Origin of the sequence: Neobacillus bataviensis LMG 21833 (genome assembly GCF_000307875.1) — a bacterium.
GTDB classification, from domain to species: domain Bacteria; phylum Bacillota; class Bacilli; order Bacillales; family Cytobacillaceae; genus Neobacillus; species Neobacillus bataviensis.
This window is the reverse complement of the sequence record NZ_AJLS01000055.1, coordinates 102,075-122,578: the sequence shown is the minus strand read 5'-3', so window position 1 is coordinate 122,578 and position 20,504 is coordinate 102,075. Positions and strand designations below refer to the sequence as shown.

Annotated in this window: 22 protein-coding genes; 21 read left to right on the top strand and 1 reads right to left on the bottom strand. The window is 39.1% G+C overall.

Annotation, left to right across the window (positions count from 1 at the left end; genetic code table 11):
• Positions 1-14 precede the first annotated feature (14 nt).
• From aroA to ypjB, 10 genes are all read left to right on the top strand, one after another.
• Positions 15-1,304 (top strand): 3-phosphoshikimate 1-carboxyvinyltransferase, encoded by a 1,290-nt coding sequence (gene aroA, locus BABA_RS09065; RefSeq protein ID WP_007084866.1) that lies wholly within the window; start codon positions 15-17, stop codon positions 1,302-1,304.
• 118 nt (positions 1,305-1,422) lie between these two features.
• Positions 1,423-2,319 carry a hypothetical protein gene (locus BABA_RS09060; RefSeq protein ID WP_007084865.1) on the top strand — a complete coding sequence of 299 codons (897 nt, stop codon included), beginning with the start codon at positions 1,423-1,425 and terminating at the stop codon, positions 2,317-2,319.
• Between the two features lie 27 nt (positions 2,320-2,346).
• Entirely contained in the window at positions 2,347-3,603 is a 1,257-nt protein-coding gene (locus tag BABA_RS09055) for a tetratricopeptide repeat protein (RefSeq protein ID WP_007084864.1), read from the top strand.
• A 42-nt stretch (positions 3,604-3,645) separates the two neighbouring features.
• Positions 3,646-4,212 (top strand): ReoY family proteolytic degradation factor, encoded by a 567-nt coding sequence (locus BABA_RS09050; protein ID WP_007084863.1) that lies wholly within the window; start codon positions 3,646-3,648, stop codon positions 4,210-4,212.
• An 88-nt stretch (positions 4,213-4,300) separates the two neighbouring features.
• Complete coding sequence (locus BABA_RS09045) at positions 4,301-4,759, top strand: YpiF family protein (protein ID WP_007084862.1); 459 nt, start codon at positions 4,301-4,303, stop codon at positions 4,757-4,759.
• A 148-nt stretch (positions 4,760-4,907) separates the two neighbouring features.
• Complete coding sequence (locus tag BABA_RS09040; protein WP_040345764.1) at positions 4,908-5,417, top strand: QcrA and Rieske domain-containing protein; 510 nt, start codon at positions 4,908-4,910, stop codon at positions 5,415-5,417.
• Between the two features lie 3 nt (positions 5,418-5,420).
• Positions 5,421-6,095: a menaquinol-cytochrome c reductase cytochrome b subunit gene (gene qcrB, locus BABA_RS09035; protein WP_007084860.1), complete on the top strand. Its 675-nt coding sequence runs from the start codon at positions 5,421-5,423 to the stop codon at positions 6,093-6,095.
• Positions 6,096-6,152: 57 nt separating this feature from the next.
• Positions 6,153-6,926 carry a menaquinol-cytochrome c reductase cytochrome b/c subunit gene (locus tag BABA_RS09030; RefSeq protein ID WP_007084859.1) on the top strand — a complete coding sequence of 258 codons (774 nt, stop codon included), beginning with the start codon at positions 6,153-6,155 and terminating at the stop codon, positions 6,924-6,926.
• 77 nt (positions 6,927-7,003) lie between these two features.
• The gene (lhaT, locus tag BABA_RS09025; RefSeq protein ID WP_007084858.1) at positions 7,004-7,600 is read left to right on the top strand and encodes a lipoprotein heptaprenylglyceryl N-acetyltransferase LhaT; all 597 of its coding nucleotides are present in this window, start codon (positions 7,004-7,006) and stop codon (positions 7,598-7,600) included.
• A gap of 61 nt (positions 7,601-7,661) precedes the next feature.
• Positions 7,662-8,447, top strand: a complete 786-nt coding sequence (gene ypjB, locus BABA_RS09020) for a sporulation protein YpjB (protein ID WP_007084857.1) — start codon at positions 7,662-7,664, stop codon at positions 8,445-8,447.
• A gap of 56 nt (positions 8,448-8,503) precedes the next feature.
• Here the strand turns inward: ypjB and BABA_RS09015 are convergent, their stop codons facing one another.
• Entirely contained in the window at positions 8,504-9,373 is an 870-nt protein-coding gene (locus BABA_RS09015) for a YitT family protein (RefSeq protein WP_007084856.1), read from the bottom strand.
• A 196-nt stretch (positions 9,374-9,569) separates the two neighbouring features.
• Between BABA_RS09015 and BABA_RS09010 the strand changes: the two genes are divergently transcribed.
• The 11 genes from BABA_RS09010 (at position 9,570) to dinG (ending at position 20,468) form a co-directional block, all read left to right on the top strand.
• Complete coding sequence (locus BABA_RS09010; protein ID WP_007084855.1) at positions 9,570-9,914, top strand: nucleotide pyrophosphohydrolase; 345 nt, start codon at positions 9,570-9,572, stop codon at positions 9,912-9,914.
• Positions 9,915-9,919: 5 nt separating this feature from the next.
• Entirely contained in the window at positions 9,920-10,723 is an 804-nt protein-coding gene (gene dapB, locus BABA_RS09005) for a 4-hydroxy-tetrahydrodipicolinate reductase (RefSeq protein ID WP_007084854.1), read from the top strand.
• Between the two features lie 10 nt (positions 10,724-10,733).
• Positions 10,734-11,153, top strand: a complete 420-nt coding sequence (gene mgsA / locus BABA_RS09000; RefSeq protein WP_007084853.1) for a methylglyoxal synthase — start codon at positions 10,734-10,736, stop codon at positions 11,151-11,153.
• On the top strand, positions 11,143-11,853 hold the full coding sequence (bshB1, locus tag BABA_RS08995) for a bacillithiol biosynthesis deacetylase BshB1 (RefSeq protein ID WP_007084852.1): 711 nt from the start codon (positions 11,143-11,145) through the stop codon (positions 11,851-11,853). Before mgsA ends, bshB1 begins: the two co-directional genes overlap by 11 nt.
• A 2-nt stretch (positions 11,854-11,855) precedes the next feature.
• Positions 11,856-12,983, top strand: coding sequence for an N-acetyl-alpha-D-glucosaminyl L-malate synthase BshA (bshA, locus tag BABA_RS08990; protein ID WP_007084851.1), 1,128 nt, complete (start codon positions 11,856-11,858; stop codon positions 12,981-12,983).
• Positions 12,984-12,992: 9 nt separating this feature from the next.
• On the top strand, positions 12,993-14,195 hold the full coding sequence (locus BABA_RS08985) for a CCA tRNA nucleotidyltransferase (protein WP_007084850.1): 1,203 nt from the start codon (positions 12,993-12,995) through the stop codon (positions 14,193-14,195).
• Positions 14,177-15,151: a biotin--[acetyl-CoA-carboxylase] ligase gene (locus BABA_RS08980; RefSeq protein WP_007084849.1), complete on the top strand. Its 975-nt coding sequence runs from the start codon at positions 14,177-14,179 to the stop codon at positions 15,149-15,151. Before BABA_RS08985 ends, BABA_RS08980 begins: the two co-directional genes overlap by 19 nt.
• 249 nt (positions 15,152-15,400) lie before the next feature.
• A complete protein-coding gene (gene panB / locus BABA_RS08975) occupies positions 15,401-16,237 on the top strand; it encodes a 3-methyl-2-oxobutanoate hydroxymethyltransferase (RefSeq protein WP_007084848.1) in 837 nt (278 codons plus the stop codon).
• Complete coding sequence (gene panC, locus BABA_RS08970) at positions 16,234-17,082, top strand: pantoate--beta-alanine ligase (RefSeq protein WP_007084847.1); 849 nt, start codon at positions 16,234-16,236, stop codon at positions 17,080-17,082. Before panB ends, panC begins: the two co-directional genes overlap by 4 nt.
• A 34-nt stretch (positions 17,083-17,116) precedes the next feature.
• Positions 17,117-17,500 (top strand): aspartate 1-decarboxylase, encoded by a 384-nt coding sequence (gene panD / locus BABA_RS08965; protein ID WP_007084846.1) that lies wholly within the window; start codon positions 17,117-17,119, stop codon positions 17,498-17,500.
• 166 nt (positions 17,501-17,666) lie between these two features.
• A complete protein-coding gene (gene dinG / locus BABA_RS08960) occupies positions 17,667-20,468 on the top strand; it encodes an ATP-dependent DNA helicase DinG (RefSeq protein WP_007084845.1) in 2,802 nt (933 codons plus the stop codon).
• Positions 20,469-20,504: the final 36 nt, after the last annotated feature.

Below are 20,504 nucleotides of genomic sequence, written 5' to 3'. Positions count from 1 at the left end.
AAAGGTGATTTTTAATGGCATCATTAAAACTGAAAACTAGTATAAAGCGATTATTTGGTGAGATAACGATTCCAGGAGATAAATCCATCTCGCATAGATCTGTTATGTTTGGATCAATCGCACATGGAGAAACAAAGATTACTAACTTTTTGCCTGGTGATGACTGTTTAAGTACGATATCATGCTTTCGGAAGCTTGGGGTCACAATCGAGGAAGCTGACAACCAGATCCGGATTATCGGTAATGGTTTTGAGGGATTAACAGAACCGAACGAAGTCTTGGATGTAGGCAATTCCGGAACAACTATTCGGTTATTAATGGGGATTTTGGCCGGGAGACCTTTTTTCTCGACTTTGGTGGGTGATGAGTCAATCGGAAAACGGCCTATGACAAGGGTAACAGGTCCATTAGCCAAAATGGGAGCAAAGATTGACGGGCGGAAAGACGGTGCCTTTACTCCTATTTCAATCCGGGGAGGGCAGTTAACTCCGATCCAATACAAGCTTCCGGTAGCTAGTGCGCAGGTAAAATCTGCATTAATTTTAGCAGCCCTGCAAGCTGAGGGAGAAAGCACGATTATCGAACCTGCTGAAACCCGCGATCATACGGAAAGAATGATTCGAAAATTTGGCGGAGAAATCGACAAGGATAACCAAGCGATTACTGTCAAAGGCGGACAAAATCTGACAGGTGCCACCATTCACGTTCCTGGAGACATATCCTCAGCGGCCTTCTTCCTTGTTGCCGGGGCAATTATTCCGGAAAGTGAAATTGTGTTAAAAAATGTCGGACTTAATCCAACTCGAACGGGAATTATCGAGGTAATGAAGAAGATGGGTGCGGATTTAGAGATTATTCAAAAGGAAGACCACTCATTTGAACCAGTCGGTGACCTGATTATTAAGACATCCAATCTGAAGGCTACAGTTGTTGAAGGGGATTTAATTCCCAAACTAATTGATGAAATTCCGATTATTGCCCTTTTGGCAACACAAGCTGAAGGTACAACGGTGATTAAAGATGCGGAAGAATTAAAGGTAAAAGAAACAAATCGCATTGATACTGTTGTCGATGAACTAAGAAAATTAGGTGCTTCAATTGAAGCGACGGACGATGGAATGGTTATCCATGGGAAAACACAATTAAATGGGGGCAGTGTTTCTAGTCATGGCGATCACCGGATTGGTATGATGTTATCAATCGCGGCACTTCTATGCAGGAATAATGTTGAACTGGAACAACCAGAAGCCATATCTGTTTCTTATCCGAACTTCTTCGCCCATTTAAATAACCTTATCCGCTGAAAGCTGCATATTAATGCGGCTTTTTTTTATGGAATAAATAATAGGATGTTGTTTGAATGTCATAGTTTTCGGATTTTCCGCATAGCCTGTCTTAAAGAGGAAAAGGGTGGTAGGGCCGTTGTATATCATTGAAAATGCCAATATCCTTAAAAACAGAGAGCTTCATACATGTTCACTATTAATAAAAGATGACCGAATAACTGCCATTCAAGCTGGTTTCAAACGATATCAATTAATAAAGATGAACGTAGAGCCTTATATTATGACCCCAACCTATGTCCTTTTAAGCTCAAAAATTCCGCATCAAGGATCTTTTCAAGATTTAAAGACTTTTTTGATTGATCATTATTTGTTAAAAGGATGTACCACATTGTTAACTTATGTTGACCTTTTATACGAGCATGAACTAAAGGAAAAAATAACAGCAATGAAAATGGCATTAATAAGCAGCCCAGTTGATTTTATGATTGGGATTAAAATTCCATTACGATTAATTACCCCAACACTAATAAGAAGTTGTAAAAAAGAAAAGGTTCCTGCTATCTTTGTTGATCTAAAAGACCCAAACGAATTGGAGAAAATTCCTTGGGGATGGATTAGGGAGGCAATGTTCCCATTCAACAGCCCATTTATTCCATTAATTTCTTGTTCACAAAAGAAGGAAGAGAAGGCCGTTTTGTCGAAATGGAATACTATCATACAAAAAGAAAAAATCCCGGCGCTCTATGAGGTAATAGAAGAAGGCCAGCCATTGTCTATTCCTGTATTAAACAAAATCGGATTATACCCGCAGAAAGCCAGCCTTATGAATGGTACTGAATTAAGTTATAACTTATTTTTAAAGGGAAGAGAAATCAAGAAGGTTGATGAAGTAAGTTTATTTCATTATCATAGTGATAGACTAGTAGTTACAGTTCACAAAGGAAAGGTTGTCCGCGCAGGTAATACGGTTTTATTTAAATCTGGTAATGGAGAACATGTTAAGGTGAAAACCCCGGCTTTTTTTTCTTTGTAAATCAAGGCGAACGAGAGGTAATAGTCAATGGATCGAGTTAATAAAATTATCAATATGTTAGAAAATGGTCAACATAATGAGGCCTTAAAGGAATATAATCAAGTATTAAAAAGTGGAAATCATGAAGAAAAGTTCCTTCTTGGAGAAGAATTATTCCAGTATGGATTTTTAGTGGAAGCGAAGGCCTTAGTTGAAAGCCTATTGGAAAGTTACCCTGAAGAGGGTGAACTTCTTGTGTTGTTAGGTGAAATATTAGTGGAAGCAGGAGAAGAAGAGGAAGCCATCCTTGTCTTAGAAAAGATCTCGGAGCAGGATGTAAATTATGGACAGTCATTATTATTATTAGCAGATCTTTATCAAATCCAAGGTCTTTTTGAAGTTTGTGAACGAAAGCTTTTAACAGCGAAAGAATTATTGCCGGATGAGGTTATTATTGATTTTGCCTTAGGAGAGCTTTATAGTGAGCAAGGTGAAATTAATAAGGCGATGGCTGCTTTTGAACTAGTTTTAAAAGAGGAAAGCGAAATTGCCGGTGTTAATATCCATGGACGGATGGCAGATCTTTTAAGTGCCTCCGGAGCTTTTGAAGAGGCACTTACTTATTATGGTCAGGCACTAGATGAAAAGTTAGAGATTAACACGCTATTCGGCTATGCCTTAACAGCCCTTCAAGCAGGATACAATCGGACAGCTATTGAAAAGTTCACTGAGTTAAAGGAGCTTGACCCCGAATATCATTCACTTTATTTACACCTAGCGCTAAGCTATGAACGGGAAGAAGAGCTTGAAAACAGTTTCCAGACAATTAAAGAGGGCATTGGGCAGGATGAATTTAATAAAGAATTATTTTTCTACGGCGGGAAAATAGCATTGAAGCTTGGGAGAGTGGATGAAGCAGTACAATATATTCGGGAGGCCCTTGCCTTAGACCCCGGCTTTATCGATGCTGCAATTACATTAAATAAGCTCTTTTTTCAGCAAGAACGATATGAGGATGTTATTGAGTTAATATCCCAGCTTGATATTACAGAAGATGCGGAACCGCAGATTCTTTGGGACTTAGCTCTTGCTTACGATAAACTTGAAGAATTTTCTTACGCATTAGACAAATATGAAAGTGCATATACTTTTTTAAAGAATAATGATGCCTTTTTACAGGATTACGGATATTTTCTTATTGAAGAAGGAAAGACGGCCCGCGCCGCCGAAATTTTTAAACAGCTGCTAAGTACAGACCCATCGAATGGCGAGTATATGGATGTGCTTGAACGTTTAACCAATTAGTAGAAATAAAAAAAGCTGATTATGCAGAGGAGGGAAACTATCATGGCAACCCCTGTTTCTGTCAACGAGAAGAAGGATTTTATACGCTGGTTTTTAAATCATTATCAATTAAAAAGAAGAGAATGTGTGTGGATTCTGAATTACTTAATGAGCCACGATCAACTAATGGAAAAGGTACATTTTGTTGAGCAAGCACAGTATTGCCCGCGCGGTTTGATTATGTCAACGCATTGTGTCGATAAAGTGCCGTTTCGCTTTTATAAAGAAAATGTCATGACAACTGATGCTGAGAAATCGTTTCATGACATTCGGCTGAATCGAGATGAGGATATTTTTATTCAATTAAATTTTCATGCCTCCAATCAAGCACACCAATATGCGGCAGTTCTTGAAGAAAATCCATTCGTACCGAAACATTTACAGGTCAATGAAAAGGATGGAGTCATTGCAGAACAATTGCTGCAGCATAGTATCGAACGTTTTCACCGTGAAAAATTACTGAAATTAATTGATGAAGCACTTGATAAACAAGACCGAGTAGCTTTTCAGCTATTAACGGAAAAATTAAATAAACTAATGGTGACTGAACAAAAAGGGAGTTTGCGATAAGCAGACTTCCTTTTTCATCTTTATCTTTTATTATGGTTGAAGATAATGATATGATTGGACTAGCTAAGAAAAAGGATTGGTGCATAAAATGAAGTGGATTCCGAAAGATATAGAGACATACATAAATGCTAAGGAGTATGTGGATACAGCTGTTGTACCATTATATTCGGTATCAGTCGGGGGGGAGATGAAGCAATCAGCCGCAAACGCTGAATTTATCACACTATTAACAAGCCATCTAGAAAGACAGTTTACCGGAAGAATATTATTATTTCCCCCATTTACGTATCTGAAAAATGGTGATCATGAAAAAGTATTAAGTGATTTGTTGCAATGGGAGGAAGACATTAGCAAAAGTGAATTTAAACACATATTTTACATAACATCTGAGCTCGATTGGCGTACACATGAACAGAAACTAGGCGGTTCGTTAATATGGCTTCCATCACTTCCGCTAGAGCAGATGAATGATTCCCAGAAAATGGAGATGATTGATAGCCAAGTAAAGCAGCTACTCATCCTCTTCACACAAAAATGGCAGGATTAGGCGTAAAAATCTTCAGATTATATGTTTTTAAAATAGTATGATATTGACCTTACTTGAAGATTGATATATCATTGTTATGTCCTAGTTTTATATGTGTTTAATTAATTGTCCGCTGGACTTAACTTCGTGAAAAGAGGGGGGGATAAGCATGAGTAAAGAGCGCGTTTCAAGACGTCAATTTTTAAGCTACACATTAACTGGTGTAGGCGGTTTTATGGCAGCAGGCATGTTAATGCCGATGGTGCGTTTTGCTGTAGATCCAGTTTTAAAGGCAGAGGCTGGCGGTGATTTCATCGCAACAAAGCAAAAGGTTTCAGACTTAACAGCTGAGCCGGTTCGAGTTGACTTTACCTTCAAACAAAAGGATGCATGGTATGAGTCAGAAGTAACCAATACTGCCTGGGTTTATCGTGATGATAAGTCAGATAAAATTGTAGCCCTATCACCTGTATGTAAACATTTAGGCTGTACGGTTAACTGGAATACCGATAAGGAACATCCGGGTCAATTTTTCTGTCCATGTCACTATGGCCGGTACGAGAAGAATGGTAAAAACATTGCTGGTACACCACCGCTGGCACCACTTGATGTATATCCATTCAAGGAAAAAGATGGTTTCCTATACTTAGGTAAAGCTGAACCACGGAAGGAGGCGTAATCATTGTTAAACAAAATTTACGATTGGGTAGATGAACGTTTAGATATTACGCCTTTGTGGCGCGATATCGCAGACCATGAGGTTCCTGAGCATGTTAACCCTGCGCATCATTTTAGTGCGTTTGTATATTGCTTTGGAGGTCTGACATTCTTCGTAACAGTCATTCAAATTCTTTCCGGTATGTTCTTAACAATGTACTATGTACCGGACATTAAAAACGCTTGGGAATCTGTTTATTATCTTCAAAATGAAGTTGCTTTTGGACAAATTGTACGTGGAATGCATCACTGGGGTGCAAGTTTAGTACTTGTAATGTTGTTTTTACATACATTACGCGTCTTTTTCCAAGGCGCTTATAAGAAACCTCGTGAATTGAACTGGATTGTCGGAGTTTTAATTTTCTTCGTCATGCTGGGATTAGGTTTCACAGGTTATTTATTACCTTGGGATATGAAAGCGTTGTTCGCAACAAAAGTTGGTCTGCAAATCGCAGAAGCAACACCATTTATTGGCAGCTATGTCAAGGTATTACTTGCAGGTCATGAACATATCGTAGGGGCACAAACATTAACCCGTTTCTTTGCTATCCACGTGTTCTTTTTACCAGCAGCCTTATTTGGATTAATGGCAGCGCACTTCATAATGATTCGTAGACAAGGTATTTCAGGACCGCTATAAAACCGGTTTTTATCTTTACGTTTTTTATCTCTACGGAAAAAGGAGGGGGATTGCTCAATGCATCGCGGAAAAGGTATGAAGTTCGTTGGTGACTCGCGTGTTCCAGCACCTGAATCACGCAAACGAATGCTCCCAAAAGATTACTCAGAATACCCTGGTAAAACAGAGGCATTCTGGCCTAACTTCCTTTTAAAAGAATGGATGATAGGTGCAGTTTTTCTTGTCGGCTTTTTAAGTTTAACAGTGGCACATCCGGCACCGCTTGAAAGGATAGCGGATCCAACTGATACAGGCTATATCCCATTACCAGACTGGTATTTCTTATTCTTGTATCAATTATTGAAATATACGTATGCATCGGGACCATACACCGTTATCGGAGCTATGATTATACCGGGACTAGCATTTGGAGGTTTATTATTAGCACCATTCCTTGATAATGGACCTGAACGCCGTGCAAGAAAACGCCCGCTTGCTACCGGATTTATGCTTTTAGCATTAGCTGCAACCGTATTTTTAACTTGGCAATCCGTTGCAACACATGACTGGGCTGCTGCAGAGCGCCAAGGTAAAATTGTCGCAAAAGTCGATATCGATAAAACTAGTGATGGCTACAAAATTGCAAATGATAATACATGTCTAACCTGCCATGGTGATAGTTTTCAGGGTGGTGCTGGGGCTCCAACATTGATTGGAACTGGCTTATCAGCTGAGGAAGTGGCGAAGATTGCTAAAGAAGGTAAAGGCGGCAAAATGCCACCGGGAATCTTTAAAGGTGATGACGAACAGCTAAAGAAACTGTCTGAATTTATCTCAGGCCTTGGTAAATAGTTGAATGACAAAAAAGCTGACGAAAAGATCGTCAGTTTTTTTTCATATTAATTTCCATGATGAAAAGAGGTGTGCAGGTGCGCTTAATTTACCCTTTCTTAGCAAATCGATCTGTTTTAAAACTGTTGCTTATTGTGAATATTGCCGGAACTATTTATGGGTACTATTGGTACGGGTGGCAGCTAAAGGAAACCCCCGGGATTTTTCTTGCCTTTGTACCCGACAGTCCGACCGCCAGCTTATTTTTTGTTTTTGTTCTAATCGCCTTTTTACTTCGGAGAAACTGGCCGTTTATGGAAGCACTTGCGATTGTTACGCTTTTTAAATATGGAATATGGGCCGTTGTCATGAACATTCTTGTTTATTTTGTTCAAGGTGAACTGGATTTGGTGGGATATATGCTAATCTTCTCTCATTTTGCCATGGCAGTACAAGGATTATTATATGCACCTTTCTATCGGTTTAAATGGTGGCATTTAATCATCACAGCGGTATGGACACTCCACAATGATGTAATAGATTATGTTTTTTTCATGATGCCGAGCTATTCATTGCTTGATCAATATACAGCCCAAATTGGCTATTTTACCTTCTGGCTTTCCATTCTTTCGCTAGGACTTGCCTATTATTTTGCTATAAGGCCTAATAGATTTAAACTAAAAATAAATACTTGAAGATGGTCTAACCTTGTCCACCCCTACATACATTTTATTAGTAATGAAAGGGGGGACAGGATTGAAAATCAGATGGTTATTTTTTTTAGCAATTATCATTATGCTCACTCCCATAACTGTAAATGCTGAACAGCAAACGCCAATGGAGAAGCTGGATGATATCTCCGATGAAGCTCTTCAAATGGTGAAATTTCAAAGATATGAAGATGCAAAAAAATTATTAGATTATTTTTCAGCCCAATTTACAAGTATTACGGGGACAACGAAACCCCTATCAATGGACGAGGTTAGAATTGTTCATACCTCTCATGATGAAGCAATGGAAGCGGCTGTTAGCCCCAACATGAAATATGAGGAAAGAATAAATAAACTAACAAAATTTCGTCTTGTTATTGATGCCTTAGCAACTAGTCATCAACCTTTATGGACAGAAATGGAAGAACAAATTATGACCGCTTTTCACCAGGCAAAAGAGGCAGCCGAAAATGGTGATACGGCTCATTTCCATACAAACTTTAACACCTTTTTATCGTTATATAATGTTATATACCCTAGTATGAAAATAGATGTACCGGTAGAAAATATTCAAAGATTAGATGCCCGGATTGATTTTATAAATGAATATCGTTCCGAGGTTATTACAAATTCAAAAAGCCAACTTGAGCTGAATGCGCTAGACACAGATTTAAAAAGTCTGTTTGCCAATATGGAAGAGGATGAAGCTGACCCTTCGCTTTGGTGGGTCATCATTTCAACCGGAAGTATTATTATCATGACATTATCTTACGTAGGCTGGAGAAAGTACCAGGGTGATAAGAATCAGAAAAAAAATCGCTCAAGAGACTAATAGGATGGAAGATAAAAAAGGCAATGTCCGCACAATATAAAGCGGATATTGCCTTTTTAATCTTTTATTGGCATTTTATTTTCATCAAGTGTAAATCCTTCGCCGAGAACATCATGTACAACCGAGATAGATATAAATGCATGCGGGTCAACGGAGGTAATTAGGTTTTTAAGGCGGATCAATTCGTTTTTGGCAACAACACAATATAAAACATCTCGTTCATTCTTTGTATAGGAACCATATCCCCGTAGTGCGGTGACACCGCGTCCCATGTCCTCCATAATTTTATCAGCAATTAGGGGATTATTTTCCGAAATAATCATCGCACCTCTTGCAGAATATGCGCCCTCCTGCATGAAATCAATAACTTTTGCGCCGACAAAAACAGCAACAAGTGTATACATGGCTTGTTTATATGATATGTATGTGAGTGAAAGGATAATTACACAGGCATCAAATAAAAACATTGTTTTCCCCATGTTCCAACCTGCATATTTTTGGACGAGTCTGGCAATAATATCGACTCCCCCTGTGGTTCCTCCAAAACGAAAAATAATACCTAAGCCAATCCCCGTGAAGACACCCGCAAACAAGGCTGCTAACGTTAAATCATGCTGCAGCGGCATATCTATTGGGTAACGCTGAAAAATCCATAGAAAGATTGATACACCAACAGTTCCGATAATGGTATATAAAAAGGTATTTCTCCCTAACAACTTCCAGCCGATAAAAAATACAGGAATATTCAAGATTAAGTTTGTATAGGATGGATCCCATTTGAACAATCCATAGAAAAGCAGTGTAATACCCGTGAATCCGCCTTCGGCAAGCTTATTTTGCATATTAAAATTAACAAGGCCAAATGACATTATCGCTGTTCCAAATAGGATAAACAGGATATTTTTATATTTAAGTCCGAATAGCATGAGCCTTCCTCCTCTGCCATATTTTCTCTCATATGGCGGTTTTTATTATAGCGAATTAATAGTACTAGGGCAATGAGCAATGGAAAAGAGCGTGAATAAAACAAAAACATTTGTAAATCGGTCATAATTTAGCTAACATAAAAAAGAGATATATCAAAGTAATTTTGGTCGTTCAAGAAAAAGAGGTGGGGAATCAATGACCGATAGAAAATCGATAAAAGACTTGCAGGTCGAAGTCGATACATATATAAGCCAATTTAAAGAAGGTTATTTCAGTCCATTAGCGATGCTTGCTAGACTAACCGAAGAGCTTGGGGAGCTGGCAAGAGAAGTAAATCATTATTATGGTGAAAAGCCGAAGAAATCCAGTGAGACCGAAAAGGCGATTGAAGAGGAGCTTGGTGATCTCCTATTTGTGCTCATTTGCTTTGCTAATGCCTTAAACATCGATTTGGAAGAGGCTCATGATTATGTGATGAATAAATTTAATACGCGTGATAAAAACCGTTGGACAAGAATAGACAAAGAAAATATGGAGTGAAGAACATGTACCCTATTAAGATTATCATTGCTGGGCCGCGCGGTCGTATGGGCAGTGAAGCGGTGAAATTAGTAACCAATACAGAACATTTTCAGCTGGTTGCTGCCATTGATCATAAGTATGATGGCATGATGCTAAGTGACGTTGAAGGCTTTCATGCAATTTCTAATGTACCAATTTATACGGATATTCACAATTGCCTGCAAAATGTAGGGGCAGATGTCTTAATCGACCTAACCACACCAGAAGTGGGCATGCACCACGCTAAAACGGCCCTTGAATACAATGTTCGCCCTGTAGTTGGAACAACAGGCTTTTCAAAGGAAGATCTAGAAGAACTACAGCAAATTTGTCAGGAAAAAGGGCTTGGCTGTATCATAGCACCAAATTTTGCGATTGGTGCGGTCTTAATGATGAAGTTCTCGCAAATGGCTGCAAAATATTTTAGCGATGTTGAAATTATCGAAATGCACCATGACCAAAAGCTAGATGCTCCGTCCGGGACGGCGGTAAAAACAGCGGAAATGATATCAGTAGTGAGGGAAGCCAAAAAACAAGGGCATCCAAATGAAAAAGAAACCTTGCAAGGGGCAAGAGGTGCGGAACATGATGGAATGCATATTCATTCTGTTCGCTTGCCTGGACTCATAGCCCATCAACAGGTGTTATTTGGAGCTGATGGACAAACATTAACAGTGCGCCATGATTCCTATCACCGCGGCTCATTTATGTCAGGAGTAAAAGTCGCTGTTGAAACGGTCGTGGATCAAAATACCTTTGTTTACGGACTAGAAAATATTTTAGGTTAGGAGTCAGTTTATGAATATTGCCTTAATCGCACATGATCAAAAGAAAAATGACTTAGTCCAATTTGTAACGGCATATCAAGAGATTTTTAAAAAACACAAATTGTTTGCAACCGGTACAACTGGCTTAAGAATTAATGAAGCAACTGGATTAAGCTTAACTCGTTTTAAATCAGGTCCATTAGGCGGAGACCAGGAAATTGGCGCAAGGATTGCAAATAATCAAATGGATGCCATTTTCTTCTTTCGGGATCCATTAACGGCCCAGCCCCATGAACCGGATGTTACGGCTCTTGTCAGACTTTGTGATGTCTATGCTATTCCTCTTGCTACGAATATGGGTTCAGCTGAATTACTAATAAGAGGTTTAGAAATGGGTTTATTGGAATGGAGAAACGTCGTCAAAGAGAATGGTGAGGGTAATGAAGGATAAGCATGTACATATTCTCGCTTTTGGTGCCCATGCCGATGATGTAGAAATCGGCATGGCTGGAACCATCGCGAAACTAGCATCTGAAGGAAAACAGATTGGGATTTGTGATTTAACAGATGCTGATCTTTCCTCAAATGGGAATGTAATGTTAAGAAAAGAGGAAGCTGCCCGTGCAGCTGATATTTTAGCTGTATCAGTTCGGATTTCACTTGGTTTTCCCGATAGAGGATTACTTCTTAACGAGGAGTATATTAGGAAAATTGCAGATGTTATTCGATTATACAAGCCGCAAGTGGTATTTGCACCTTATTTTGAGGATCGCCATCCAGATCATGGGAATTGTGCCAGGCTTGTTGAGGAAGCAGTTTTTTCTGCGGGAATAAGAAAGTATAAAACCGATAGATGTGCCGACCCACATCGAGTCGAAAAGGTCTATTTTTACATGATTAATGGTTTTCATACACCAGATTTTACTGTGGATATTTCATCATTCATCGATAAAAAACTGGCGGCATTACGTGCCTATCAAAGCCAATTTGAATTATCGGAGCAAAGCTACAATACTCCGCTTGTGAATGGCTATATTGAAACAGTAGAAGCAAGGGAAAGAATGTTTGGAAAACTGGTCGGAGTAACCTATGCTGAGGGCTTCAAAGCGAAGGTTCCAATCCTTCTGAAGCATGATTTGATAGGAGAATAAAGATGAGGAAACTTAAAATTGGAATTACCTGCTACCCAACTGTGGGCGGTTCGGGCGTAGTTGCCACAGAGTTAGGCAAGATGCTAGCTGAAAAAGGACATGAAATTCACTTTATTTCATCGAGTCTTCCTTTTCGGTTAAATAGAATGTACCACAACATTTATTACCATCAAGTTGATGTGAATCAATATTCTGTTTTTCAATATGCGCCTTACGATATTGCGTTAGCTAGTAAAATGGCAGAGGTAGCGAATCGGGAAAAGTTGGATATTCTTCATGTCCATTATGCCATTCCACATGCCGTTTGTGCCATTTTAGCCAAGCAAATGTCCAACAGGGATATTAAAATTGTTACGACCTTGCACGGAACGGATATTACGGTTTTAGGCTATGATCCATCATTAACAAATGCGATTAAATTCGGAATTGAAAAATCAGATACCGTAACTGCCGTTTCCAATTCCTTAGTGAATCAAACCTATGAGCTCATTAATCCAGATAAACAAATTGAAACAGTCTATAATTTTATTGATGAACGAATCTATCAAAAAACTGATGCTGCTGACTTAAAGGCGCAATTGCAGATTAAAGAAGAGGAAAAAGTCATTATTCATGTCTCTAATTTTCGCGCGGTCAAGCGGGTACAGGATGTTGTGAAAACATTTGCTAAGGTTTCTGCGGCAATGCCGGCAAAATTACTGCTTGTCGGCGATGGTCCTGAAATGACCCTCGTTTGTAAACTTGTCAGAAAGCTCTCGATTGAGGATCAAGTGATCTTCCTTGGTAAACAAGAAAATCTTGAGGAATTGTATTCTATTAGTGATCTCATGCTATTATTGTCGGAAAAAGAGAGCTTTGGTCTTGTTGCGCTTGAGGCAATGGCATGCGGTGTACCATGCATCGGGACAAATGTCGGTGGTATTCCTGAGGTGATTCAACATGGAGAAAACGGATATATTTGTGAACTAACGGATATTGGTGATATAGCGGAAAAGTCCATTTCTCTCTTAACTGATAACGTGCTTCACCAACAATTTTCTCAAGCGTCAGTGAATACCGTTCGAACAAAATTTAAGGCTGAACAAATCGTTGAACAATATGAGCAGCTTTATTATAAACTGCTGAATTAGGTGAAAAAGATGAAAGAACCATTTTTATCAGCCATCCCCGTTTTAAAAAGGTTAGAAGATGCCGGATATGAGGCCTATTTTGTAGGTGGCTCTGTTAGAGATTATTTGTTGAATAAGACGATTAGTGATGTTGACATTGCAACATCAGCAACACCCGAAGAAGTGAAAGAAATTTTCCCGAAAACGGTTGATATCGGAATCGAACATGGAACTGTTCTCGTTTTAGTCAATCAGCAATCCTATGAAATTACCACCTTTCGGACTGAAGGTGAGTACCAGGATTACCGAAGGCCTAAAGAGGTCTCGTTTATTCGCAATCTAAATGAGGATCTGCAGCGCAGGGATTTCACCATGAATGCCATTGCCATGGATCGCGATGGGACACTAATTGACCCTTTTAATGGTCAACTGGCAATCAGGGAAAATGTGATTAGGACTGTGGGTTCTGCAAATAATCGTTTTCAAGAAGATGCTTTAAGGATGATGAGAGCGGTTCGCTTTGTCAGCCAGCTCTCCTTCTCTATTGAAGAGGAAACCCGTCATGCTTTAGCAGAACTTGTTCCGTTGCTCCAAAATATTGCAGTAGAACGAAAAAGAGCAGAGTTTGAAAAGTTGCTTGTTGGGAAAAACTGCAATAAGGCAATAGAGATTTTACTGGAAACAAATATATTTTCTTTTTTACCTGGTTTAGCCGATCAAAAGAAGCTGATTGAAAAATTAGTAGACTTCGACTGTGATGGTTTAACAAAAAAAGAAATGTGGTCATTACTTCTTTTTTGTTTAAGCGTGAAGGGAAAAGCCATTGAGACGTTTCTAAGAGATTGGCGGCTGCCGATGAAAGAAATAAAAGATATTCAGCAAATTTTGTTTTTTGTTGAAAAAAGGCTTGAACAGGAATGGTCCGTTTATGATTTATATTCTGCGGGCAGTGACACCATTACCTCAACTGAAAAGCTGTACAACAAGATAAATGGATTAAACGGGTCAGAATCCCTTCAATACTGGCTTAATCTATACCAAAAGCTCCCGATTAAACAACTCTCTAGTTTGGCTGTAACAGGAAGCGACTTAATGGAATGGTTTAATCAACAGGGAGGCCCGTGGGTAAAGGAAACCCTGTTGAAAATTGAACAGGCGGTCATTAATGAAACGGTAGAAAATGATAAGAAAACGATTAAGGAGTGGCTTAAAAGGTGTCAGAAATTAGAATAAAACTACTAGATGCCTTTACGAATGCCGGTGAAACCTTTTTATCGGGGCAGTATCTAGCAGACCTAATTGGCTGCTCAAGGACAGCGGTTTGGAAGCATATAGAGGAATTAAGAAAAGAAGGCTTTGAGTTAGAAGCTGTAAGAAATAAAGGCTATCGAGTGGTCAAAACACCTGAAAGAATCACAGCGGACGAAATTAGGTTAGGCTTACAAACCAATTTGATCGGCAGGAACATCTATTATGAAGAAAGTGTCGAATCCACACAAATAATTGCCAAACTTCTTTCCAATGAGAATGTCCCCGAAGGAACTGTCATTATTGCGGAAGAACAACTGTCCGGGAAAGGAAGAATGAACAGAACATGGCATTCTCCTAAATATACTGGAATATGGATGAGTCTCATTCTAAGGCCAAATATCCCGCTCACGAAAGCACCGCAGTTGACACTTTTAACTGCGGTAGCAATTGTTCATGCAATTGAAGAGGAAACAGGACTACAGCCGGAAATAAAATGGCCCAATGATATTTTATTAGCGGGCAAAAAAGTGACCGGAATCTTAACAGAATTACATGCCGAAGCCGATCGGATTCATTCAATTATTATTGGAATTGGCATCAATGTAAATCAAAAGATGGAAGATTTCCCACGTGAACTTCAGGAAAAGGCTAGTTCCCTTGCGATTGAAAAAGGAGAATTGATGTCTCGAGCTGGATTAATCAGAAGTTTTTTCAAGCACTTTGAAAAATTGTATATGCTTTACTTAGAACAAGGTTTTTTTCCTATTAAGCTTTTATGGGAAGGTCATGCTGTTAGTATTGGTAAAATTCTAAAAGCTAGAACATTAACAAATGTCATCGAAGGAAAAGCGCTGGGAATTACAGATGATGGGGTATTAATATTGGAGGATGAAACAGGTTACATCCACCATATTTATTCTGCAGACATAGAAGTTTAATTACTGTGCTTGCCCTTTTCAGAATATTTGTATATAATTTTCTTGGGCAGTATCTTTTAAGAACTGCACCTTTTGTAAAATGAAAATCAAAATTAAAAAGGTTTCTGCCTAGATCCGATTATCGGACCGGGACAGAGGGATGGAACATGCAAAGAGAAACAAAGATCCTCTGCCTACAGAAGGATCTTTTTTATTTGCTTTGCAAACTCGTTTTATCACCTCTCCCATACTTTAAGGAGGGAAAAAATGATGAAGCAAACAACGGACTTTTTAAAAATGAAGGAAAATGGAGAAAAAGTTGTCATGTTAACCGCCTACGATTTTCCGTCAGCTAAACAAGCAGAACAAGGCGGAGTAGACGTCATCTTAGTCGGAGATTCACTTGGAATGGTTGTACTCGGTTATGACTCCACTATTCCCGTGACAATGGAAGACATGATTCATCATACGAAAGCGGTTAAACGAGGAGCAAAGGATACATTTATTGTCACTGATCTCCCATTTTTAACCTATCATTTATCGATTAAGGATACATTAATAAATGCCGGAAGACTTTTACAAGAGGCTGGGGCACATGCCGTTAAACTTGAAGGGGCAGATGAGGTAGTCGAGAAAATTGCGGCGCTCACAAAGGCAGGCATCCCTGTGTGTGGTCATTTAGGATTGACACCACAATCTGTCGGGGTATTAGGCGGGTATAAAGTACAAGGAAAGGATGCCACAGCAGCGAAAAAGTTAATAGAAGATGCGAAAACTATTGAAGAATCTGGTGCATTCGCACTTGTCTTGGAATGTGTACCGAAGCAACTGGCAGAAGAAGTAGCTAGTTCGATTTCCATACCTGTGATCGGAATTGGAGCCGGGCTTTATGTGGACGGACAGGTGCTTGTCTATCACGATATTTTAGGCTATGGAGTCGACAGGGTACCAAAGTTCGTAAAGCAATACCATGCGGTCAATCCATTCATGATTGAATCAATCCAAGCCTATGCCTCAGATGTGAAGAATAAACAATTTCCTGAGGATAGGCACTCCTTCACAATGAAAGAAGAGGAACTGAAGGTACTTTATGGTGGCAAACAATGAAAGTCATGACTGCCATTAAGGACATGCAGAGTGAAATAGGGAAACAAAAAGGACTGGGGAAAACGATTGGCTTTGTCCCTACGATGGGATTTCTGCATGAAGGGCATTTAACACTCCTTAAGCAAGCAAGAAAAGAAAATGATATCGTCGTCTTAAGTATTTTTGTTAATCCGCTGCAATTTGGCCCAACAGAGGATTTTTCAACCTATCCTCGCGATTTTGAACGCGACCGTGCCTTGGCGGAGGCGGAAAAGGTAGATTTCGTTTTTTACCCGTCAGAAGAGGAAATGTATCCACATGTACCTTCAGTACGGGCAGTTGTACAAGAACGAACGGACGTATTGTGCGGTGAGTCGCGTCCAGGACATTTTGACGGGGTTGCTACCGTTCTAACAAAACTATTTAATATCATCACACCAACAAGGGCTTATTTTGGAAAAAAGGATGCCCAGCAAGTGGCAGTTGTTGATGGATTAATTACTGATTTCAATTTCCCCATCGAGTTAATCGCTGTTGACATTGTTCGTGAAGCTGACGGCCTTGCAAAGAGTTCTCGCAATGTTAATCTATTACAAGATGAAAGACAACAAGCAACCGTTCTTTTTAAAAGCCTGCAAATAGCTAAAAAAGCAATCGAACATGGTGAGCAGAGCCCTTTGAAACTAATTAGCTTGATTACCGATATAATCACTGGTGGGTCTAATGGACAAATTGATTATGTTGAAATATTCTCATATCCACAATTAAAACCATTGGAAAAATTAGAGGGTACCATTATCATTGCACTTGCGGTAAAATTCTCTAAAGTTCGTTTAATAGACAATTTCATTATTCAAATAGATTAGACAAAAATTTTAGTGACATCAGGGAGGAATACTCTTGTTTCGAACGATGATGAATGGAAAAATCCACCGTGCAACCGTTACAGAGGCTAATTTAAACTATGTTGGCAGTATTACCATAGATGAGGATATTATTGATGCTGTCGGAATGGCGGCAAATGAGAAAGTGCAAATTGTAAATAACAACAATGGTGCCCGCCTAGAAACATATATTATTCCCGGCAAAAGAGGAAGCGGAGTTATTTGTTTAAATGGCGCGGCAGCACGCCTAGTTCAAGAGGGGGATATTGTCATAATTATTTCCTATGCACTTGTCCCAGAGGAAAAGATCCAAACACACACCCCAAAAGTAGCGATAATGGATGAAAATAATCGAATTAAGGAACTTATCTATCAGGAACCGGCACTGACAATTATGTAACAGGGAGGGGGCCCCCATTCATTGGGAGGGCCCCTTCTTCTTTTTCTTTTATTTTAATTTTTAGTAAGACAATGGTAGAATTTGAATCAATATAAGTTTGTTTTCTATTACTTTTTAAAGTTCTTTGTGCTACGGTGTAAGGAACGAGGTTTGGGGTGTAAATGAAATGTTAAATAAATTTGTTGTCATAGATCTGGAGACCACAGGAAATCTCCCGAAAAAAGGGGATAGGATTATTCAATTTGCTGCTGTGGTCATTGAAAACGGGAAGATCACGGAAAAGTTTTCATCGCTTCTCAATCCTAAAAAAGCGATTCCGCCATTTATAGAAGAATTGACTGGAATAAACGATGATATGGTCAAAGGTGCACCGTTGTTTTCAGAAATTGCTGAGAAAGTTACATCTTTGCTTGATGGGGCTTATTTTGTTGCCCATAATGTATTATTTGATCTGTCTTTTCTGCAAGAAGAATTAATTGAAGCAGGATGCGAAGGATTTTTCGGTTCTGTATTAGATACAGTGGAAATGGCAAGAATTTTATATCCTACCGCGGATGGCTATAAACTTTCTGATTTAGCCGAGCAAGAGAACTTGAATCATGACAGGCCGCACCAGGCCGACAGTGATGCCCTGGTTACAGCTGAATTATTTCTCCTTTTGTTAGAGCGATTAGCTTCCTTGCCGCAACTAACGATTAGGCAAATTACGCAATTATCGGGAGGGTTAAAAAGCGATCTCCAGCAGCTGCTAGATGAATTGGCCGATACGGCGGGGGAAATGCGGGAGCAATTACCAGATTCTATTGAAGTATATAACGATTTAGCCTTAAAAAAAAATTCTGTAGAAGTTGGCTTAGAGTCGGAGGAAAAAGAGGCTTTTTACCCTGCAAGTGATGAAGATAAAATAGAGATGATCAAACACGGCTTTCAATTCTTTGAAAAGCGATCCGGCCAATTTCAGATGATGGACGCTGTTTACGAATCATTTCAGACCCAAAGGAATACGTTAATCGAAGCGGGAACAGGAGTCGGTAAATCACTTGGTTACCTTTTGCCGATTGCCTATTTTTCAAAACTACGTAATCTTCCCGTAATTGTAAGTACACATACTATTCAATTGCAGGAACAGATTTTGAATAAAGAAATTCCGCTTCTGGCTAAAATTCTTCCATTTAACATCAATTCTGTTCTTCTTAAAGGAAGGAACCACTATTTAAGCCTAGAAAAATTTCATCAATCGCTGATGGAAGAAAACGATAATTATGATACTACCTTAACAAAAATGCAAATTCTCGTTTGGCTGACTGAAACGGACACCGGTGATAAGGATGAATTGAATCTCTCAAGCGGCGGCCTCCTTTATTGGAACAAAATCAAGGATGAACCTAATGTCTTTTTGCAAAATAAAGGCTGGCAGGAAAGAGACTTTTATTATAGAGCAAAAAACAAAGCTCATGCTGCTGATATTATCATTACCAACCACTCTTTATTATTAAGTGATCTTAAAGGTGAAGGTTCTATTTTACCTGCTGCTGATTTTGTGGTGATTGATGAAGGACATCACCTCGAAAAGGTGGCGAGCCAGTTTTTTGGATATTCATTAGATTATTTATCTTCAAGGATGCTCCTAGGTCAATTTGGTTTGTATGAACAAAAACAGCTCTTTTATGAGTTGGAAAAGCTAATCACTTCTCTACCTAAACAAGAGACAAAACTGATTCATGCTTTCGAGCTGAACCAATTGATGATTGACCTTACCTACGAAATGGATGAGTTCTTTAAACTGATTGCCCTTTACGCAAAAACAAAGCTTAGCAATAAAAAGGGGATTAATCGTATTAAGGTACGATTGTCTGATTCTGATAGCGGGAAGGAAAAAAAGGCACTTGTCCATTGTGCTGAGAGGTTTTCCTTTTTACTTAAAGATTTACACTCAGCTATTATTGAACGTCTCAGCTTGATTAAAAATGGGAAAAAGGCGTTAAGTAGCAAAGAAGATAATAAAATCGAAGAAACTTATACATTCGTAAATGAGCTTGGCGAGCTGCGGAATACAGTGAATAATTGCTTTATTAAAGAAACAAAAGATGTAAAATGGATTGAAATGGATATTCGTGCGCCGCAAAATATAACCACTTTTATCGCTCAGCCGGCATTTGTTGCAGAACAGCTTAAGGAGAAATTTTTTCGTGCAAAAAAGGCAGTTGTGCTAACATCTGCAACATTATCAGTCAATAATTCATTTGATTATATCATGACTGAACTTGGCCTTGATGCTGTTTCAACTAGGCAAATAACCATACCTTCACCGTTTCACTATAAGGATCAAGTACAGTTGTTTATTCCGGATGATTTACCGGAAATTAAAAGTGTGACATTGGAAGAGTATGTGATTGCGATTACCGAACATATCATCACGATTGCTGAAGCAACTAAAGGAAGAATGCTAATCCTTTTCACAGCATATGACATGCTCAAGAAAACGTATGAGTTGATAAAGGAAAGCGGCTTCCTGGATGAGTATGTCCTCATTGCTCAAGGTATTACGAGTGGCAGCCGCACGAGGCTGACAAGGAATTTTCAGCGCTATGATAAGGCTATTTTACTGGGGACGAGCAGTTTCTGGGAAGGGGTGGATATTCCTGGTGAAGACCTATCCTGTCTAGTGATTGTAAGGCTTCCATTTAGCCCGCCTGACGAACCATTGACAGAGGCGAAATGTCAGTTAATCGGTACTCGTGGCGGCAATTCTTTTACCGAATATTCACTGCCCGAAGCAATCCTTCGTTTCAAACAAGGATTTGGCCGGTTAATCCGGACGGAAAAAGATCGTGGGATCATGTTTGTCTTTGATAGAAGGATTGTTACGACCAAATACGGAAAATCCTTTTTACAATCAATTCCAGAAATACCGGTAAAAAATGGGGCGATTGATGAACTGGTGGAAATTATTCCAACTTGGTTATGATAAAATATGGAAAATTACACATCCTATTTGATAATA

What these genes read in the sequence shown, in the direction of transcription:
- mgsA (WP_007084853.1), top strand. Translation starts at nt 10,734, where the DNA reads ATGAATATTGCCTTAATCGCACATGATCAAAAGAAAAATGACTTAGTC.
- BABA_RS09050 (WP_007084863.1), top strand. Translation starts at nt 3,646, where the DNA reads ATGGCAACCCCTGTTTCTGTCAACGAGAAGAAGGATTTTATACGCTGG.
- BABA_RS09030 (WP_007084859.1), top strand. Translation starts at nt 6,153, where the DNA reads ATGCATCGCGGAAAAGGTATGAAGTTCGTTGGTGACTCGCGTGTTCCA.
- BABA_RS09045 (WP_007084862.1), top strand. Translation starts at nt 4,301, where the DNA reads ATGAAGTGGATTCCGAAAGATATAGAGACATACATAAATGCTAAGGAG.
- bshB1 (WP_007084852.1), top strand. Translation starts at nt 11,143, where the DNA reads ATGAAGGATAAGCATGTACATATTCTCGCTTTTGGTGCCCATGCCGAT.
- dapB (WP_007084854.1), top strand. Translation starts at nt 9,920, where the DNA reads ATGTACCCTATTAAGATTATCATTGCTGGGCCGCGCGGTCGTATGGGC.
- dinG (WP_007084845.1), top strand. Translation starts at nt 17,667, where the DNA reads ATGTTAAATAAATTTGTTGTCATAGATCTGGAGACCACAGGAAATCTC.
- BABA_RS09055 (WP_007084864.1), top strand. Translation starts at nt 2,347, where the DNA reads ATGGATCGAGTTAATAAAATTATCAATATGTTAGAAAATGGTCAACAT.
- panC (WP_007084847.1), top strand. Translation starts at nt 16,234, where the DNA reads ATGAAAGTCATGACTGCCATTAAGGACATGCAGAGTGAAATAGGGAAA.
- BABA_RS09015 (WP_007084856.1), bottom strand. Translation starts at nt 9,373, where the DNA reads ATGCTATTCGGACTTAAATATAAAAATATCCTGTTTATCCTATTTGGA.
- panB (WP_007084848.1), top strand. Translation starts at nt 15,401, where the DNA reads ATGAAGCAAACAACGGACTTTTTAAAAATGAAGGAAAATGGAGAAAAA.
- BABA_RS09040 (WP_040345764.1), top strand. Translation starts at nt 4,908, where the DNA reads ATGAGTAAAGAGCGCGTTTCAAGACGTCAATTTTTAAGCTACACATTA.
- bshA (WP_007084851.1), top strand. Translation starts at nt 11,856, where the DNA reads ATGAGGAAACTTAAAATTGGAATTACCTGCTACCCAACTGTGGGCGGT.
- aroA (WP_007084866.1), top strand. Translation starts at nt 15, where the DNA reads ATGGCATCATTAAAACTGAAAACTAGTATAAAGCGATTATTTGGTGAG.
- BABA_RS09010 (WP_007084855.1), top strand. Translation starts at nt 9,570, where the DNA reads ATGACCGATAGAAAATCGATAAAAGACTTGCAGGTCGAAGTCGATACA.
- BABA_RS08985 (WP_007084850.1), top strand. Translation starts at nt 12,993, where the DNA reads ATGAAAGAACCATTTTTATCAGCCATCCCCGTTTTAAAAAGGTTAGAA.